The organism is Paenibacillus sp. FSL R7-0204 (assembly GCF_038002225.1).
In the GTDB taxonomy this organism is placed as follows: domain Bacteria; phylum Bacillota; class Bacilli; order Paenibacillales; family Paenibacillaceae; genus Paenibacillus_AQ.
The window spans coordinates 568093-586775 of record NZ_JBBOCA010000001.1 but is presented as its reverse complement, the minus strand read 5'-3'; the positions used below and the strand labels follow the sequence as shown (position 1 = coordinate 586775).

General features: G+C 54.7%; 15 protein-coding genes. 6 read left to right on the top strand and 9 right to left on the bottom strand.

What is annotated here, in order from left to right; genetic code table 11:
- Positions 1–183: 183 nt before the first annotated feature.
- Positions 184–1161 (top strand): LacI family DNA-binding transcriptional regulator, encoded by a 978-nt coding sequence (locus MKX42_RS02770; RefSeq protein WP_340751062.1) that lies wholly within the window; start codon positions 184–186, stop codon positions 1159–1161.
- 250 nt (positions 1162–1411) lie between these two features.
- Positions 1412–1783 carry a hypothetical protein gene (locus MKX42_RS02765; protein ID WP_340751061.1) on the top strand — a complete coding sequence of 124 codons (372 nt, stop codon included), beginning with the start codon at positions 1412–1414 and terminating at the stop codon, positions 1781–1783.
- Positions 1784–2150: 367 nt separating this feature from the next.
- On the opposite strand, the gene pgmB is transcribed toward MKX42_RS02765, so the two are convergent.
- From pgmB to MKX42_RS02740, 5 genes are all read right to left on the bottom strand, one after another.
- Positions 2151–5204: a beta-phosphoglucomutase gene (gene pgmB / locus MKX42_RS02760; RefSeq protein WP_340751060.1), complete on the bottom strand. Its 3054-nt coding sequence runs from the start codon at positions 5202–5204 to the stop codon at positions 2151–2153.
- Positions 5205–5252: 48 nt separating this feature from the next.
- The gene (locus tag MKX42_RS02755) at positions 5253–6344 is read right to left on the bottom strand and encodes a carbohydrate ABC transporter permease (protein WP_340751059.1); all 1092 of its coding nucleotides are present in this window, start codon (positions 6342–6344) and stop codon (positions 5253–5255) included.
- Positions 6344–7459 carry a carbohydrate ABC transporter permease gene (locus MKX42_RS02750; RefSeq protein ID WP_076074754.1) on the bottom strand — a complete coding sequence of 372 codons (1116 nt, stop codon included), beginning with the start codon at positions 7457–7459 and terminating at the stop codon, positions 6344–6346. The genes MKX42_RS02755 and MKX42_RS02750 overlap by 1 nt, the downstream gene beginning before the upstream one ends.
- 136 nt (positions 7460–7595) lie before the next feature.
- Complete coding sequence (locus tag MKX42_RS02745; protein ID WP_340751058.1) at positions 7596–9026, bottom strand: ABC transporter substrate-binding protein; 1431 nt, start codon at positions 9024–9026, stop codon at positions 7596–7598.
- A 357-nt stretch (positions 9027–9383) separates the two neighbouring features.
- The gene (locus MKX42_RS02740) at positions 9384–10388 is read right to left on the bottom strand and encodes a LacI family DNA-binding transcriptional regulator (protein ID WP_340751057.1); all 1005 of its coding nucleotides are present in this window, start codon (positions 10386–10388) and stop codon (positions 9384–9386) included.
- A 302-nt stretch (positions 10389–10690) separates the two neighbouring features.
- Here MKX42_RS02740 and MKX42_RS02735 point away from each other — a divergent pair, with 302 nt between their 5' ends.
- The 4 genes from MKX42_RS02735 to pepT all read left to right on the top strand — a co-directional run bounded on the left by MKX42_RS02735 (position 10691) and on the right by pepT (position 15255).
- The gene (locus tag MKX42_RS02735; RefSeq protein ID WP_340751055.1) at positions 10691–11701 is read left to right on the top strand and encodes an LLM class flavin-dependent oxidoreductase; all 1011 of its coding nucleotides are present in this window, start codon (positions 10691–10693) and stop codon (positions 11699–11701) included.
- A 502-nt stretch (positions 11702–12203) separates the two neighbouring features.
- Positions 12204–13172, top strand: a complete 969-nt coding sequence (locus tag MKX42_RS02730) for a hypothetical protein (RefSeq protein ID WP_340751053.1) — start codon at positions 12204–12206, stop codon at positions 13170–13172.
- A gap of 30 nt (positions 13173–13202) precedes the next feature.
- Positions 13203–13862, top strand: a complete 660-nt coding sequence (locus tag MKX42_RS02725) for a sortase (protein ID WP_340751051.1) — start codon at positions 13203–13205, stop codon at positions 13860–13862.
- 160 nt (positions 13863–14022) lie between these two features.
- Positions 14023–15255 carry a peptidase T gene (gene pepT / locus MKX42_RS02720; RefSeq protein WP_340751050.1) on the top strand — a complete coding sequence of 411 codons (1233 nt, stop codon included), beginning with the start codon at positions 14023–14025 and terminating at the stop codon, positions 15253–15255.
- Positions 15256–15685: 430 nt separating this feature from the next.
- Here pepT and MKX42_RS02715 read toward each other — a convergent pair whose 3' ends face one another.
- The 4 genes from MKX42_RS02715 to hxlA form a co-directional block, all read right to left on the bottom strand.
- Positions 15686–16819, bottom strand: coding sequence for an NADH-dependent flavin oxidoreductase (locus tag MKX42_RS02715; protein WP_445669356.1), 1134 nt, complete (start codon positions 16817–16819; stop codon positions 15686–15688).
- 95 nt (positions 16820–16914) lie between these two features.
- The gene (locus MKX42_RS02710) at positions 16915–17289 is read right to left on the bottom strand and encodes a winged helix-turn-helix transcriptional regulator (RefSeq protein WP_036728101.1); all 375 of its coding nucleotides are present in this window, start codon (positions 17287–17289) and stop codon (positions 16915–16917) included.
- A gap of 143 nt (positions 17290–17432) precedes the next feature.
- On the bottom strand, positions 17433–17990 hold the full coding sequence (hxlB, locus tag MKX42_RS02705; RefSeq protein WP_340751046.1) for a 6-phospho-3-hexuloisomerase: 558 nt from the start codon (positions 17988–17990) through the stop codon (positions 17433–17435).
- Between the two features lie 6 nt (positions 17991–17996).
- Positions 17997–18629 (bottom strand): 3-hexulose-6-phosphate synthase, encoded by a 633-nt coding sequence (hxlA, locus tag MKX42_RS02700; RefSeq protein WP_340751044.1) that lies wholly within the window; start codon positions 18627–18629, stop codon positions 17997–17999.
- Positions 18630–18683 lie beyond the last annotated feature (54 nt).

Here is an 18683-nt window from a genome sequence, read left to right as displayed (position 1 = left end):
CTGACAAGTTGAAGGATAATGTATACATGGGGCTTCATTACGGGGACTGCTTTGATACAATTATAGGGGGAAAAGATGTTTTTAGAAACAACAAAAAGCGACAGCAGGCGTCGATATTGGACAGAGCCGGCCTCTCACGTTAGAATGAATCTGCAGTTGACCGCTCAGACAGGAGGCCTGGCCATGCCGACCATCAAAGACGTTGCGCTGAAGGCTGGCGTATCGGCAACCACCGTATCCCGGGTACTGAACAACAGGGGTTACTTAAGCGAGGAATTAAAGCACAAGGTGCACCAGGCGATGGAGGAGCTGAATTACCGGCCGAACGAACTGGCCCGCTCCCTTAGCCGCTCGAAATCCAACATCATCGGACTGATTATTCCGCATGTATCTCTGCCTTTTTTCGGCGAATTGACCAGTCATATTGAAGAACATGCCTACCGCGAAGGCTATAAGCTGCTGCTCTGCAATTCGTGGCAGGACAAGCAGAAGGAACAGGAATACATCCACATGCTGCGGGCAAGCCGGGTGGACGGCATTATTATGGGCAGCCATACGCTGGAGGTTGATGCCTACCGGCAGATGAATCTGCCGCTGGTGACGTTTGACCGGCAGATCTCACCGGATATCCCTTATGTCTGCTCGGATAATTATGAGGGAGGCAAGCTGGCTACCACTCTTCTGATCCAAAAAGGCTGCCGGCACCTCGCTCATATCGGCGGGCATCCCAAGCTGAATATCTTATCCCATCTGCGCTGCGTGGCCTTCGAGGATATGGCGAAGCAGCACAGCCTGGAGTACATTACCCTCCATACCGACAACAACAGCTTCGACTTCGAAGCTTACGAGCAGCTGCTAGGGCAGCTCTTCCTGGAGCATCCTGAGGTGGACGGGATTTTTGCGGGCAGCGATATCATCGCCGCCTATGCCCTGAAGGCCTGCCGCATCAGAGGCCGGCGCGTCCCGGAGGATGTGAAGATCGTCGGCTATGACGGCATCGCGCTCCGCAGCCTGCTCGACCCGCATATCACCACCATCCGCCAGCCGATGGAAGCGATGGGCCAGCTGGCCGTGGACCTGATCCTGCAGCAGGTGCAGGGCCACAGCGTGGCCGCTGCGCACATTCTGCCCGTGGCGCTGGAGGAGGGGGCTACTACTTGAGGCGAGCCAATACCTGAGAGGGCTACTATCGAACAAACCCCCATACGTCACCGCGTTTATGTGTTTAGTTCACCTTGTTGCACACACACCTTCCTTCCCGAATGCATCTATTAGACTGAAAATTAAAGTTGTGGACTGGCGGCATGCGTTAAGCTAGCAGGCAGAGCTTAGACTTTTTCATGAAAAGAGGGTTTTGTGGTATTATATGTAATTATGAGTTGTGAAATAAATGGAATGAGGGATTTAAAATATGGAACGTACAATTCAACTAATGGAAACCTACGTAGATATCGACCTTGGAAACTCACCCTTTTTAAAATTAGATAAAGGGTTGCAAATTCCATACTCTTCAATCAAGGGAATAACAACAGGCAGACCGATACCAAATGCTTTTAAACTATATGGTGCTTTATTAGGAGAAAAGAGAAATGGGTTATTCAGATCAAAAGGTGGCTATCAACTGCACTTTTTTGAGAATGAGCCAGAAACTCTTCATTTCGATTTGGATAGCTTTAAAGTTGGTAAGTTCAAAATATCAAAGTTGATCATTGGCATTAAAAATCCTGAAGAAATAAGTAAAAACATTTCCGAAAGAGTTGAATTAACGTCGAATGATAGTTGAACAAGTATAGTACTCCAGCACTCCCGTACTATGGCCTCTGCTGACTAGGATTTAGTCATATTGTGATGACTCATCCGACTATCCCTGCCTCAAATTGAGTTCGTATACCTTGGATCGTGCATTTGCCTCCAGCTTCATTCAGATTCCGCCTCGCGGCGTATACCGAAGGAAACCTCTGCATAGCTGCAGAGGCTTTTTAATTTTCTAGTAAATGGTGTGTTGTATGAACGACATCAGCTTTTAAGTAAATAACGTTCCATTTCTCCTCAACACATTGTATGCGGTTTTCCGCATACATCCGGCCACGCCCTGCTCCCTTACTGTACGGACAGCAATCTCGCTGTCCGATGCCGCCTTCCGCAAGCGGCTAACGCGCGAACAGCTCCAGCAGCTTCCCGGCATCCAGCTCCGCCGTAGAAGGCAACACCAGGTCAGCCATGCCAAGCTGCCCGGCCGCGCCGATGCCCACAGCCTTCATGCCCGCCGCCCGGATCGCGGCCACGCCTGCAGCTGCATCCTCCACGCCGATGCAGTTGCCCGGCGGAACACCCAGCCGCTCTGCCGCCTGCAGGAAGATCTCCGGATCGGGCTTGCCCTTCCGGAGCACAGCCGGGTCGGCAACGGCCTGGAACCACCGGGCTGCGCCGAGGCGCTCCAGAATCAGCGGCGCATTCAGGCTGGCCGAGGCCAGCCCCACGGAGATTCCCCGCTCGCGCAGGGAATCGAGCAGCTCCCGGATCCCCGGCAGGAGATCCGCCGGGGTGATCCGGCCGATCATCTGCCGGTAATGATCGTTCTTCTTCTCCGCCAGCCGGAGCTTCCCGGCTTCCGGCAGCTTCGCAAGGCTGCTGCCCTCCAGAACGATCTCCAGCGATTCCATCCGGCTGACGCCCTTCAGCCGTTCATTCTTTTCCCGGCTGAAGGACACGCCCAGCTCATCCGCGAGGGCCTGCCAGGCAAGATAATGAGCCTCGGCGGAATCTGTAATCACACCGTCAAGATCGAAGATTACAGCCTCCAGCCGCTGCGCCAGCGAAACCCTCACCGGCTCCTGCGGAAGCAGCCGCAGCGGCTGCTTCCTATGCCTGATCTCAAGCGCTGTCCCCTCCAGCAGCGTATACACTACCGCCTCCCGTTCAACGAAGATATCCAGCAGCTGACCGCCTACTGTAACCTTGAAGCGGTAGCTCTCCCACTGCTCCGGCAGGACAGGGGCAAAATCCAGCTCTCCCTGAGACAGCCGCATGCCGCCGAAGCCGTTCACAATCGACATCCATGACCCGGCCATTGCCGCCATATGCAGCCCGTCCTTGGCATTGCGGTTGATATCGTCCAGATCCATCCGCACCGTACGGCCGAAATAACGGTATGCTCCGGCCAGGTCTCCGATCTCCGCAGACATAATACTGTGGATACAAGGGGATAACGAGGAGTCATGGGTCGTCAGCGGTTCATAATAATGATAGTTGCGGAGCTTATCCGCGAGGCTGAACTTGTCCCCGAGCAGGAACAGGGCCATGACCAGATCGGCCTGCTTCAGCACCTGATGCCGGTAGATGACCAGCGGATGATAATGGAGCAGCAGCGGATACTGATCCGCAGGCGTATGCTCGAAATCCCACTTCTCCTTCGTCAGGAACGTGTCATCCTGGGCATAAATGCCGAGCGGTTCGTCAAAAGGAATGAACATACCTGCGGCGGCAGCTCTCCAGCCTTCAGCCTCTTCGATAGTTAATCCGAGCGCTTGCCGCAACCGTTCGTATTCCGCCGGATATTCACGCTGAAGCAGCAGAGCCGTCTCATAGGCATACTGGAGTTGATCCTGCACCATGAGATTGGTGTAGGCGTTATTGTTGACAATCGCCGTATATTCATCCGGCCCTGTTACTGCATCAATGCAGAAGGCACCTCCGCGCGCGGGGTTATAGTGGCCCAGATCGGCCCAGAACCTTGAGGTCTCGAACAGCATCTCCGCCCCCCGGCTAACCAGAAATTCCATATCTCCGGTGGCCTGGACATACTGCTTCAGGCCGTAGGCGATGTCGGCATTGATATGCGCCTGGGCAGTGCCTGCGGGGAAGTAGGCGGAGTTCTCCTCGCCGTCAATCGTCCGCCACGGGTACAACGCCCCCTTCTGCGACATAACCGCTGCCCGCTCCCTGGCCTTGCCGAGCGTTGCATAACGGAATTCCAGCAGCGCACGGGCAATCTCCGGCTGCGTGAAGGTGAAGAACGGCAGCATGTACATCTCCGTGTCCCAGAAATAATGCCCTTCATAGCCTTCACCGGTTAAGCCCTTGGCTCCGATATTCGTTGCTCCGTCCCGGCCCACGGATTGCAGCAGCTGATAAGCATTGAAGCGGATGCCCTGCTGGAGTGCAGGATCACCGCTAATCTCCACATCAGCCTGTGCCCAGAATCTGTCCAGATACGCCTGCTGCTCCCCGGCAAGACCGGCGAAGCCCAGCTCCTTGGCCAGCGCCAAGACTTCAGCACTCCGGCCGGGCAGCTCCTCCTCCCCGTAATCTCTGGAGGTATGATACGTTATATATTTGGTAAGCGTCACAGTCTCCCCGCTGCGCACAGCAGCGGCATAACAGACCGAGATGCGCTGACCGGTCAATTGGCGGCTCATCTCCCGCCCGGACTTCGCCCGCAGCGCATGGCCGACTGCGGTCAGCAGCGCGAATCTTGTATGCCGGGTCCGCTGCTTCATCCACAGATCCCCGGTGACTTGGTCATAACCGGTATCCTCCAGCAGCAGGCTGGGCACCGGGCTGCCCGCTCCCAGCCTTGGATCATCCGTCGCCTCCGGCCGCCGGATCTCGCCGTCCACCACAGAATCGAACTTCAGTGTCCCGGAGAAGTTCAGCGCCGTCACGGCATAGTCGATAGCGGCCAGATGCTTGTGCGCCAAGGCAACCATCCGGCGGACCACCAGCAGCACCCGGTGCCCGGCTGGAGATTCCCACTCCAGCTCCCGGTGCAGCATACCGCTGCGCATATCCAGCCGGCGCTTATACCGGTGCAGTTTTCCCTGATCCAGCCGGAATTCATGGCCTTCAATGCTGAGCCTGAGGATACGGGCATCGGTCACATTCAGCATGGCCTGGTTGCGGGAGGGGTACCCGAAGGCCCCCTCAGGATAGACAACCGGCTCAGAATCAAAGAAGCCGTTCAGATAATTTCCTGCGACCGAAGTCCCCGCCTTACCGTGATAGCCTTCCTCGAAATTGCCGCGCATGCCGATATAGCCGTTGCCGAGTGCGAAGACACTCTCGCTCCGCTGATTGAATTCATCCTCGTAGTGTTCCTCTTCAATACTCCACTCCCTGTAAGGGTATAAGGCGGGAGGATGCTCACAGGACTTCATCTTTATTTTCATCTCCGTGCGTATCTCCGTACTTGTCTCCGGTCTCATCTTCGTATTCTCCTCCTGATTGCGGACTTCTCTTGTCCCAGCCGTAGATCAGCCCTTGACTGAGCCACCCATCAGACCCCGGACGAAATACTTTTGCAGCAGGAAGAAGATCGCCAGCGGCATCAGCATTGAGATAAAGGCTGCCGAGGTCAGCAGATGCCAGTCATTGCCACGGGAGCCGACCAGATCGGCGATCTTCATCGACATGACCTGCACCGACGGCTGGTTCCCGATGAAGATCAGCGACACCAGATAATCATTCCATACCCAGAGGAACTGGAAGATCCCGATGGAAGCGAGCGCGGGCACGGACAGCGGCAGAATCAGTCTGCTGAAAATAGTAAAGTGGCTCGCGCCGTCAATAAAAGCTGATTCAAACAGATCCTTCGGCAGCTGGCTGATGAAGTTGTACATGAAGTACGTAACCAGCGGCAGCCCGAAGGCCGTATGTGCCAGCCAGATTCCAAGATAACTGCCGTTCAGCCCAAGCGCCGTGTAATCCTTGAGTACCGGAATTAGCGCAACCTGAATCGGAATGACCAGCATCGCAATAATGATGACGAACAGCGTCTTGCGGCCGGGGAACCGTAACCAGGCGAAGGCATAGGCGGCAAAAGAGGCGATCAGCACCGGAATCACCGTCGCCGGAACAGCAATCGTAAGTGTATTCCAGAACGCCTGCGACAATCCGCTCCCCTTCTGTACCGTTTCACTGCCGTCTGCTTCCTTGAGTGTATACTCCTTGCCGGACAGCACATTCTTGTAGTTGTCGAGCGTAAGGTCAGGCACCGCCTGCCAGCCCTGCTCCTGCATATTAACCGTACGTGCCCTGCGGTTCTCCCACATCAGGCGGCTGCCATCCGCCTTCACACCTGCCTTGAGCTGTTCATCCGTATAGGTCTTGCCATTCACCTCAATGGGCTCCCGCAGATCCACCTCCTTGGAGAGCTGCACCGTCCCGCCCGCTTTCCATTCCTGATGGGGGAACACCTTCCACCAGCCCGTCTGCAGAATATCCGCTGCAGGACGGAAGGAGGAGGCGAAGAGTCCGAACGTCGGCAGAATCCAGAGGAAGCAGATGACGCCCAGAATCAGATTGACGGCCGTTTTGCTGCCCTTTTTTTTCTTGGTGCCCACCATTAGAATCCCCCCTGCTTGCGGAACTGCCGCAGATTAATAAGAATAACAGGCAATACCGCGATCAGGAGCACGATAGCCAGCGTAGAGCCGTAGCCGAAGTTGCGGTACATGAAGAACTGCCGGTAGAACTGCGTCGCTACAACTTCTGTATCGTATTGACCTCCTGTCATCACCATGACAACGTCAAATATTTTCAGCGTAAAGACAATAATCGTGGTGGTTACCGTCAGAATCGTGGTGGAGATGTAAGGAATCATGATGCCAAAAAAGATCTTCACCTCACCCGCGCCATCCACCCGTGCAGCCTCCAGAATATCCTCGGGTACTCCTTTGATGGCCGCTGAGAAAATAACCATCGCAAACCCCGTCTGCATCCAGATCAGAATGATAATCAGGAAGAAGTTGTTCCACGGCTGCAGCATACTCGTCCAGGCCTGCGGTTCACCCCCGAAATAGGTGACAATCGCATTCAAGAGTCCAATCTGCTCATCACCCGGCTGATAATAATAGACGAACTTCCAGATGACCCCGGCAGCAACAAAGGAAATAGCCATCGGCATGAAAATAATAGATTTGGCGATCCGCTCATAGCTGCTCCGGTCGGCAAGAATGGCAATCAGCAGCCCGAAGCAGACACAGGCCAGCGTGCCCACGAACACCCAGAGCAGGTTGTTGCGCAGAGCCGTGGCCATCAGACGATCGCTGAAGATCGCGGCGTAATTGCTGAGTCCGACGAACTTCTCGGAGGACGCGTTGAAGAAGCTTAAGTACAGCGTCCGCAGGGCAGGCAGAATCAGCAGCCACCCGAGAATAAGGACAGCCGGTCCGACAAAAACATAAGGCAGCACCTTCCTGCGGACATGGTCCGGGTACTGCTCCACTGCCCAGGTCAAGGTGTAGTAGATCAGATATACGCCCAGCACGCCCCACAACACTGCGAGCACCGCAGTCAGCAGCGGTTGAAGCGTTGAATCGCGGAAAAACAGGAAAATCAGCCCGTTGACCACAATATTCGCAAGCAAGACGCCCAGCGACAGCAGCACTGCCCTGCCGCTGATTCTCTGACTGGCCTGCGCCCCGGCGGCACCCGGCTCCGGCCTTATTTGTGCATCCATATCGGTTCCTCCTATAGGCTCCGTTAGAGCAGAGCCCTCTTCATAAGCACCCGTTAACACCCGCTGAGGGGCGGGTCTGATTGCTCAAGACCGCCCCTTCAACCTATTGGCGTCTAAATCCCGTGCTGCCTGGTCCTTAGTTCTTCCAGCCTGACTGAATCTGCTCCAGGGCCTGATCCAGCGTAGCGGTTCCACTCACATAGTCAGTCATGCCTTTCCAGAAGGTACCCGCACCCACCTTGCCCGGCATCAGGTCCGAGCCGTCGAAGCGCAGGGTCGAGGCATCCTGTACCAGCTTCGCCATCCGGCGGTCGGATTCGGACTGGTACCAGTCCAGGGAAGCATCATTCATAGGGGCAATGACACCGCCGGATTGCACCCAGCTTTTGATCGATTCGCCAGTGGTGAAGAATTCCATTACCGCGCGCACCTCCGGGCGGTCATTGAACATAGCGTAGATGTCGCCTGCCACCAGGACCGGCTTGCCGTACTGCTCATCAATCGGCGGGAGATAGAACCAGTCATAGTCTGTATCCACCTTGGCCGTTTCCGGGAAGAAGCTGGTAATGAAGTTCCCCATCAGGTTGAACCAGGCTTTGGGCGGATTCTCGAACATCGGCTTCGGAGCATCTCCGAAGGCAGTAGTGACAATGGATTTAGCACCGCCGTAGACATAATCCTTGTTCAGCCAGATCTTGGACATTACTTCCACTGCGTTCTTCACTTCCGGCGAAGTGAACGGCAGCTCCCCGCTTACCCACTTGTCATAATTCTCAGGCGTCGTCGTCCGCAGCATGATGTTCTCCACCCAGTCGGTTGCCGCCCAACCGGTTGCCGCACCGCTCTCGATACCAATTGCCCAGGCAGGATCACCGTCTTTGGCGATTTGCTCCGTCAAGGCCATCATTTCATCCCAAGTCTGCGGAACGGTATATCCCGCTTCGTCAAATTGCTTCTTCGGATACCAGACCAGGCTCTTCACGTTGCTGCGGTTCCAGATCCCGGCCATAATCTTGCCATCCTTGCCGTCCATGGTGGACATATCCAGCCAGCTCTTATTGTAATTGGCCGTCAGCTTCGCCTGATCCAGCACCCCGGTCAGATCGATGACCTTGCCAGTCTTGGCAATAGAGGCCAGCAGGCCTGGCTGCGGGAAGTCCGCGATATCCGGCGCATTGCCGCCATCGACCCGGATATTAATCGTGGCTTCGAATTCCTTGGAGCCTTCATATTGAATATCAATGCCGGTTTTCTCTTCGAATTCCTTAATGCTGCTCTCAAACTTCACCTGGTCCGCATCGACAAACGGTCCGAACATCGTGACCTTTGTGCCTTTGTATTCACCCTTCATCGCCAAGTCCAACGGGCTGCCTGCCGCAGCGGGATCTGGACTATCCGTTGATGCTGCGTTGTTATCTGCCGAAGGTGCTGCTGTTGGCGCTTCTGTAGCCGCCGGGGCCTGCGTTGGTGCAGCGTTGTTATTGCCGCCGCAGCCGCTGAGCATCATGGTGAAGGATAGACACAGCACCATCGCAAGTGACAGTTTACGTGCTGGAGCTTTCTTCATTGTTTCATACATCCCCTTTAATTGTTTTTAGAGACTGCATCAAGCCAGCTTCATTACCGGAACCCCTTCCGGCAGCGCAGCAACTCACCCCCTTATAGTAATTCACGGACCATAGGCTGCTTTAATACCGCTAATTCAAACGTACATTTCCTTTATCCCACTTTAATGTATGCGCTTCCAATAGTGCGTTAGTACCTTCTGCTGTGGGCACCTTTCCTGAAACAGTTCCCGAAACGGTCCCCGAAACGATTCGCTCACATTCCTGTAACCCGCCACTCTGAAAAGCTTTTCAGAATAATGCGATGAAACCGTGCTGCCCTATCCCCAGGCAGCCGTGCTTCACGCAGGAACTACATCTCATTTCTCACGCGAGGATTCTCTTACGATTAGCTTATGTTCCATCTTCTCTTTCATGACAGCCACATTGCCCGTGGTCAACAATTCATGCAGCTTCTCGGCCGCCCGGTATCCCAGCTGATAGATAGGCTGTGCGATTGTTGTCAGCTTCGGAATGAACATCCCCGACATCCGCAGATTATCGAAGCCGATGACCGACACTTGACCGGGAACCAGAATATTGCGGTCCTTTAAGTAAGAGATCGTTCCCATAGCGAACTCATCCGCTACACAGAATACTGCGGTTAGCTCCGGATATTCAGTGAACAGCTCGTGCGTTGCCTGATAAGCATGCTCAAAGCGGTGGTTGGCGTACTTGATTTTCCCGATATTACGCTCCAGCCCCGATTCGCTCAAGGCTCTCACGAACCCCGCCATCCGCGGTGGCCCGGACACCGAATTATCATGATTGAAACCAATCATCCCAATCTCTTGGTGCCCCAGCTCAATCAGGAATTTCACAGCATCATACGCCGCCTTCTCATCATCCACCTCCACCGACGCTACCTCGTACTCATCGGAATGGGAGGAGACCAGCACGAATGGAATTCTGCAGCCCACCAGCTTCTCATAATACTCAGGGTGCAGAATATCACTGGCGAACACAACACCATCCACTTGCTTCTCATGAAAAGTATCCATATAGGACAGTGTCCGCTCCTTGTCACGGTCTGTATTGCAGATCATCAGACTGTAACCGAGCTTGATGCAGGCATCCTGCATTCCCCGGATTACCCCTGCGAAATACAGGTTCTCAATATCGGGAATGAGCAGCCCAAGGGTGAAAGACTTCCTGTAAATTAGCCCCCGTGCGAATGCATTAGGCTGATACTTGAGCGCTTCTATCGCTTCAATGACCCGGCTTCGCTTGCTCTCCACTACCGTATCCGGCGCATTCATTACACGGGACACGGTGCTGATGGATACTCCGGCCATCTTGGCGACATCTCTGATTGTTGGCTTCATAGTCTGACTTCCTTCTTAGTCTTTTAGCCCGAAACGTATGCCCTCCTTATCAGGATTGGCCTAGCCGCTTAAGTTAGAAAAGCTTTTCAAAGCGATTATAGCAAGACTCCCTTAAATTGGCAAGTATATTGTTATGCGCTTACATTTTGTGTTTTTCTCCCTTCACATTCCCCCTCGCCATCATGCCGCTTACTTAAAGTGTGTAAATTATATTATTTCATGTTATAATTGGCGGGTATATTGATTCATGGCTGCAGATAATGCTACTGATGCTGTAGGCATCTACTATAGGAGGGATTCATGTGAAGCAATTGCACGACATACCATTCTCCGTACTGGATTTAGCCCCTATCCGGGAGGGCGGAACGGCGGCGGATTCTTTTCATAACACCCTTGATTTGGCCCGTCATGCTGAGAAATGGGGGTATAACCGTTATTGGCTGGCAGAGCATCATAATATGACCGGCATTGCCAGCTCCGCTACCTCCGTTGTTATCGGACATGTGGCGGCCGGAACGAACACCATCCGCGTTGGTTCAGGCGGCATCATGCTCTCCAACCATGCACCACTGGTGATTGCCGAGCAATTCGGCACACTGGAGTCCCTGTATCCGGGACGGATTGATCTGGGTCTGGGCAGAGCCCCCGGCTCCGACCAGGCAGCCGCCAGAGCACTGCGCCGCAGCCTCGGCAGCGATGGCAGTGAATTCCCCGAGCAGCTTAGCGAGCTGCGGGCGTATTTCGACCCCGAAGGATCAGGCTCCCGTCCGGCCGGTGTCCGCGCCGTGCCCGGTGAAGGACTGAACATCCCGATCTGGCTGCTTGGCTCCAGCGGCTTCAGCGCCCAGCTTGCGGGCCAGTTAGGTCTGCCTTTTGCATTTGCCAGCCACTTTGCACCGGATTATCTGCTGCCGGCCCTGCATCTGTACCGTACCAGCTTCAAGCCTTCAGCTGTATTGGGCAAGCCTTATGTTATGGTGGGCTTGGGAATTACAGCAGCGGATACGGTAGAGGAAGCGCGCAGACTTGCCACTTCCCAGCAGCAGCAATTCCTGAACATTATCCGTGGCCGCACCGGCAAGCTCCAGCCGCCTGTAGACAGTCTGGACGGAATTTGGACCTCTCAAGAGAAAGCACTGCTTATGAGCAAACAGCAATACTCCATTGCGGGCGACCAGGCCCTGATCGAAGAACGGCTGCTGCAGATTCTCGAAGAGACGGGTGCCGATGAGTGGATTATCGCTTCACAGATCTATGATCACTCTGCCCGCCTGCATTCGTATGAGCTTGTGGCCGACCTGTTGAAGAAGTAATAAGGCCGAATATTTTGAAATCATCAGCCCGTATAGCGGTCTGCGGAAACCCGCAGGTTAGTTATACGGGCTGTTTTTGTGCAGCAACCGCGAGTTATCCGCAATCAAAATGTTCTTTATAACATACAATAAAATGTAATATACAGAGAAATAAAGAGATATCAGCAGATATTCGGACTTAAATATAATAAAAACAGAATAATCACCTGATTTCACTAAATTAAAACGCCTTTTTCGGTTTTTCTTTATGCCCATTTAAGATTATACTGTAATTATCATTCGTTATAACGAACAACAGCGCATTTTTACCATTCCGGCTTGTTCACCGCATGTTCAGGCTCATCCAGACCCGTTAATGCTCGTTCTGATTTATACTATCGCTTTGATATGTAGTGGTCCTTCAAGAAACCACTTTATTCGACAAACTATGATTTAGAAGCGCGAACCGGGGCGGATTGTGGCTGGAGGCTGCCGGAGGTCTGCAATGAAAGGGGCGGGGAGAGTGAAGAAGAGACATACATCCATAATTGGCGCGTATATTTTGGCCGTTCTGGCAGGTGTGATCTGGCATGCCGGAGGGGTCAGCGCTGAGGATACGATCAAGCTCACCGTCAACTCGCATACGACCAGTACGGCAACCATGAACAACATGCAGCCGGGAGATACGATGGCTTCGGATTATAAGATTATCAATGACGGAAATGATCCGTTCGATTATGCAGTTGCCTTCCAGTTCCGCTCCGGGGACGCAGATCTGTACAATATCCTGCAAATGACCCTGCAAAAAGAGGGAGTAATCCTCTATTCAGGAGTAATGAGCGAGGCCCCGGGGGCAGTGACCATCGGCTCGCTTGCCGGAGGCGCAGCGGAAGCTATCGAAATGAAGGTGTTGTTCCCGCCGGAGGCAGGCAACGAGTTCCAGGAGAAGACGGTAAGTGTCGCCTTTGAATTCACAGCTACAGCGGAGCCTGCGCCTACAGCCGGGCCAACCTCCTCACCGCAACCGACAGCTGGGCCAGCGGCTTCAGCTACACCTTTACCCGGGTCAACACCCGGCACCACGGTCAGTCCTGGCAATACGCCAGCAGCAACAAGTGGCCCTACGGATTCAACAGCAGGTACAGTCTCTCCTGGCGGTACACCATCGCCATCACCAGAAGCGACGGCAACACCGCCTGCGGGTGGAGTAACTGTAAGTGAAGATCCTGTTCCGCTAGGCGGAGGGGAAGAAGACGGCGGCGGCCTTCCATCCGCGACCCCGGATTCCGGAGCCGCTGCACTTGGCAGCACACCAGCCCCCTCACCAGGGAAAGAGGTCAACCTCAACGATGACGCGCTTCCGCTGGGCGGGCCGGAGGAAGACGGAAGGCTGCCGGACACAGCCAACCCTTGGTACAATCTGATTGCGGCCAGCCTGGTTATCGCCATGATCAGTGTGCTTGTACTCCGCAGGCTGGGCCAGAAGAAGTAACTTTATGTATATGTAAGGAGGAGAGAGAGCATGAAGATGCGCAGCGGGTTCACTTTAGCCGTCAAGCTGATCTTCCTGCTCTCCTTGTGCGTTATGGTGTATTCCGCCTTCCAGATCCTCAAAGCGCCCGCCGAAGCCCGCGAAGCCCTGAGAATCTGGGATAAAAAGAGGGAGGAAGCCCAGCTTCCCTTAAGTTCCGAAGAAGAAACACCGCTTCCTGAAGGTATGTTCAACAGCGCAGAATCACCAAAGGGTGACAAGCCTGCTTATATAGCGGGCGAGGTAATCGGGGAGATCTATTTCCCGAAGCTTAAGAAGCGGGTTGCCATTCTGGAGGGAACCGGACGGGCGGAGCTTAAGCAGGGTGCCGGACACGACGAAGCAAGCGCCGCCCCGGGCGCCTCCGGGAACAGCGTGCTGGCCGGACACCGTGACACCGTCTTCCGCAGCCTCGGCGAGCTGGAGACTGGAGATAGGCTTGAGCTTGCGACAGCGGATGGAACTTTTACCTATGAAGTAACCGGCAGCCGGATTGTTGACAGAAATACACGGGGAGCGGTTAAACCCAGCAGAGCCCCCATACTCACCTTGATTACCTGTTACCCGTTCTCTTATGTAGGCTCAGCGCCTGACCGCTACCTGCTTTCGGCCAAGCTTGTCTCCAGCCAGTCTCCGGCGCAGCAGCCATAACCCGCTTTCCCGCTGCCTTCCTCATTCCAACTTGCCTCCCGCCCCTCGCCTCCTTCCAGCCAGCTATCCCCTTTCACTCCTCACCCTCTGCCTAAAGTATGAGACCCGGGCCGGATCGTGATAATATAGACATACGAAGCTGAAGAGGAGATGACCCGCATTGAAGGAAGAGTTAATTAGACGTTTTGTATCGTATGCTGAAATGGATACCCAATCCAGCGAGGACAGCGAGACCTGCCCGTCCACTCCAGGCCAAATGGTACTGGCGCATAAGCTGGCAGAGGAGCTGCAGGAGCTGGGACTGACGGAGATTACGGTGGACGAGCATGCATATGTCATGGCCTCGCTGCCCGCTAACACAGATAAAGAGGTTCCGGTGATCGGCTTCCTGGCCCATCTGGATACCGCCACGGATTTCACCGGTACGAATGTGAAGCCGCAGATTGTAGAGAACTATGACGGGCAGGATCTGGTGCTGAATGAAGCCCAGAATATTATCTTGTCCACTAAGAGCTTCCCGGAGCTGAGCGGCTACAAGGGGCATACGCTGATTACGACCGACGGCACCACCCTGCTGGGGGCGGACAACAAGGCGGGCATCGCTGAGATCATGACGGCTATGGCCCATCTGCTGGCGCATCCGGAGATTAAGCATGGCAAGATCCGGGTCGCTTTTACCCCCGATGAAGAGATCGGACGCGGCCCGCATAAGTTCGACGTTGCTGCCTTCGGCGCTTCCTATGCCTACACCGTGGACGGAGGCCCGCTCGGGGAGCTGGAATATGAGAGCTTCAATGCCGCCGCCGCCAAAATCAGCTTCCACGGAGTCAACGTCCATCCGGGTACAGCCAAGGGCAAGATGATCCATTCGTCCAAAATCGCCATGGCCTTCCATCTCCGTCTGCCCGCCGGTGAAGCCCCTGAATTCACAGACGGCTACGAAGGGTTCTACCATCTGATCTCCATGCAAGGCAGTGCCGAACACAGCAAGCTGCATTACATTATCCGTGACTTTGACCGCGGGCAGTTCGAGAACCGCAAATCGAATATTGCTGCAATTGTGGAGGAATTCAAATCTACGTACGGGGCGGACAACATCGTGCTGGAGATGAATGACCAATATTATAATATGCGCGAGAAAATCGAGCCCGTCCGCCATATCGTCGATATCGCCCGGGAAGCGATGGAGGGTCTCGGAATCACGCCGGTTATCCGTCCAATCCGCGGAGGGACTGACGGCTCACAGCTCTCATATATGGGGCTGCCTACACCGAATATTTTCACCGGAGGCGAGAATTTCCACGGCAAATTTGAATACGCCTCTGTAGACGTCATGCTGCAGGCTGTACAGGTTATCGTTGAGATTGCCCGTCTGGCAGAGCAGAAAGCGTAAGCGCCTGCCTGAGCAGCACAAGAACCCCGCAAGAAGCGTAATCCGCTCATTCGGGGTTCTTCGTGTTGTCAGGGACTTCTTCCTGGACGGCCACCCCGCCCCTTCAAAGCCGTTTCACCCTTTCATATCAGCGCTCTGCCTAATTCCGGCCAATTCCGAGAGTTTTCTCTCACCGACTGCTTGTATGGAGCAGCAATGTTGCACTTCTTGCAGGATTTTTCTATAAATGTTACTGGCTGTGGAGCACGGAGCCCCATGTACCTCTACGTCAGCACATTGTATTCGGTTTTTCGCAAACATCTGCCCGCAACCATCCACACCAGCACATTGTATTCGCTTTTCCGCTTTCATTCAGCCTGTGTCCAGCGACCATTATTCCCCCATTAAAACCCCGGACCACCCAACTACAGGCGGTCCGGGGTTTTAATGGTTATTGCTTAACCGGCAGCCAGCCCGGTGTATGGACTAGCGCTCTCCAGAGCGGGTCCGGGATCACAAGCTCTGCTTGGGCATTCGGATCAAGCTCAGTCTTAATCTCATCAGCACGGCCCCCGGCCAGCTTCTGCACCCAGTCCGGTTCAATCAGAAGCGGGCGGCCCAGGGCCACCAGGCTGATCCCGCTGTCCAGACTCTTCAAGGCATCGGCGGCAGAGTAGAGTGAGCCTACGCCAATTACCGGAGCCTTGTCCCCTGCCCGGTCTACGATCTGCTCAATACGCGGACGGCTGTCCTCCGTTCCCCGGTGAGGCAGCGACCACAGCTCCATGAGGGACGCATGCAGGTAATCCAGCCCCTCTGCTGTCAGCGCATCGATTAGAGCAAACGTGTCAGCCATCGTAATCCCCGGCGTCTCCGGCTCTTCAGGCGAGAAGCGGTAACCAACAAGGAATGCACCCTGTGCATGCTGTTTCACCGCAGCCTTGACACTGCGCAGAACGGCCAGCGGGAAGGCAAGACGCTTCTGCAGATCTCCGCCCCAGCGGTCTTCGCGTCTGTTGGAATGCGGCGAGAAGAATTGCTGCAGCAGATATCCGTTCGCACCGTGAATCTCAACGCCATCGAAGCCGGCCTCAATCGCCCGGCGTGTCGCTTCTCCGAAATCAGCGATAATTCCGGTAATCTCTTCGTCTGTCAGCGGGCGCGGAGCCGCACCCTGTCCGCCGCCAGGCAGCTCAGCCGGCACATCGCTTGCACTGACAGGCTGCCCGTCAACCAGCTGCTCCGGCGGGCATTGGCGTCCGCCATGGAAGATCTGGAGCACTGCCTTCGCTCCCTCGCCCTTGATGGCCTCCGCCAGCTCGCGCAGGCTTGGAATCAGACCGTCATGGTCAGCTCCGAATTCGCCCGGGAAGCCCTTCCCTCCGCGTGAGACATAGACACAGGCGGTAATGACCATCCCTGCCCCGCCCGAACGGCGGATATAATAATCCAGCTCCGGCCGGGAGACGGTTCCATCCTCATTCGAGGAGAAGTTAGTCATCGGCGCCATGACTACACGGTTCTTCAGTTCAATCCCGTTCTTGAATTTGAACGTCTCCAGCAGCGGGCTATATTCTGTCTTCAGCATACCTACCAGCCTCCATTTATTTAAATCCTCACAAATGTTAGTATACAACTTAATTTTGCACAATACAAATAGAACGCCTTCGTTTACAGATGCTATCTATCACAGTGAGGTGCATCTTTCCAGATCACCTTGTCCCCGTAATTCTTGCCCCAGTCATACATCATGCGCAGCACCGGCATCAGAGTATGTCCATACTCTGTCAGGGAGTACTCTACCCGCGGAGGAACCTCCGCATATACCTGCCTGAATACCAGCTGATCTTCCTCCAGCTCGCGAAGCTGGTTGGTCAGCATTTTCTGGGTGATATGGGGGATCAGCTTTTTCAATTCACTGAACCGCTTAGTCCCTTCCAGACCCAGGTGCCACAGTATAATCAGCTTCCACTTGCCGCCGATCACAGCGAGCGTGAGCTCCTTCTCGCAGTTGATCTCCTTCAGGTTGATCCGGTCTTTAATTTCAGTCGCCAATATTCAGCCCCCTTCCGGCTATCATCATAATACAAATCCATCAGCCACCGCACATAGGCAGCAAAGGATGCCCTCCCGTCAAGGAAAGCATCCGTGTGATAGCTACATTGTATTCCAAGCTCTATTCTATTCCAAATCGTATACTATTCCAAATTGGCGTGCTTGCCGAACATCCGGCCGGAGGTCTGCCCCGTCTGCTCCATGATCCGCAGAATGACTGCATCATAGAATACAAGCAGCGTCTGTTCGAACAAGGAGGCCATCGGCTGCAGCGTAGTATAGCCGCCGTCCGGCCGCTCCTTGGGAGCGCCAGGCAGCTTGACTGTATGATCTGCGAGACGTCCGAGCGCCGAGTCTGGCTGAATGGTTACCAGAACTACATTCGCACCAATCGCCTTGGCTTTCTCAGCCATGGAGACCAGTCCCTTCGTCTCGCCTGAGCCGGAACCCAGTACAAGCACATCGCCGGGGCCGATGCCCGGCGTTACCGTCTCTCCGACCACATAAGCTGTCCGCCCGGCCTGCATCAGCCTCATGGCGAAGGCCCGGCCCATCAGGCCGGAACGCCCGGCGCCGGCCACGAAGATCTGACCTGCGCGCAGCAGCAGCTCCGTCAGCACCTCGCCCTCTCCGGCATCCAGCCCGGAGACGGAGCCTTCCAGCTCCTTCACAATTTCATGTGCGTAATACTGCGTGTCCATGGCTGCTTAAGCCTGGCTTACAAGGCGCTTCATTTCCGCCGCAGTTGCCTTCATATCAGCTTCGCCAGTAATGCCGCCGCCCACGATTACCAGATCAGGCTGCGCAGCAATCACTTCAGGCAGCGTACTCAGCTTAATGCCGCCGGCAATTGCAGTTTTGGCCCGGGTCACCACGCTCTTAATATCTCTCAGATCCGCGAAGGAATTCTTGCCTTCAGCCTGATGGTCATAGCCGGAATGCACGCAGACATAATCCACACCCAGCGCATCCACTTCAGCGGCTCTGACCTTGAGATCCTTCACGTTAATCAGATCGACCAGGATCTCAGCACCCGTCTTCTTCGCTTCCTCCACCGCACCGCGGATCGTTGAATCATCGGATACCCCCAGCACAGTCACGATGCCTGCGCCCGCTTCCACTGCCTTCATGACCTCATATCCGCCGGCATCCATGATTTTGAGATCGGCCAGCACGGTAAGTGCCGGAAAAGCTTCCTTGATCGCTTTTACCGCATGCAGCCCCTCATTAATAACGACCGGTGTTCCAATCTCAACAATATCTATAGATTCGGCAACCTCTGCAACAACCTCCTTGGCTCCAGCAATATCCACCAGATCGAGTGCTAACTGTAATTTCATATGTGTAAGTTCTCCTTATCCGTAATGTATTTTAGGAAGTGCTGTTTCTCAGTT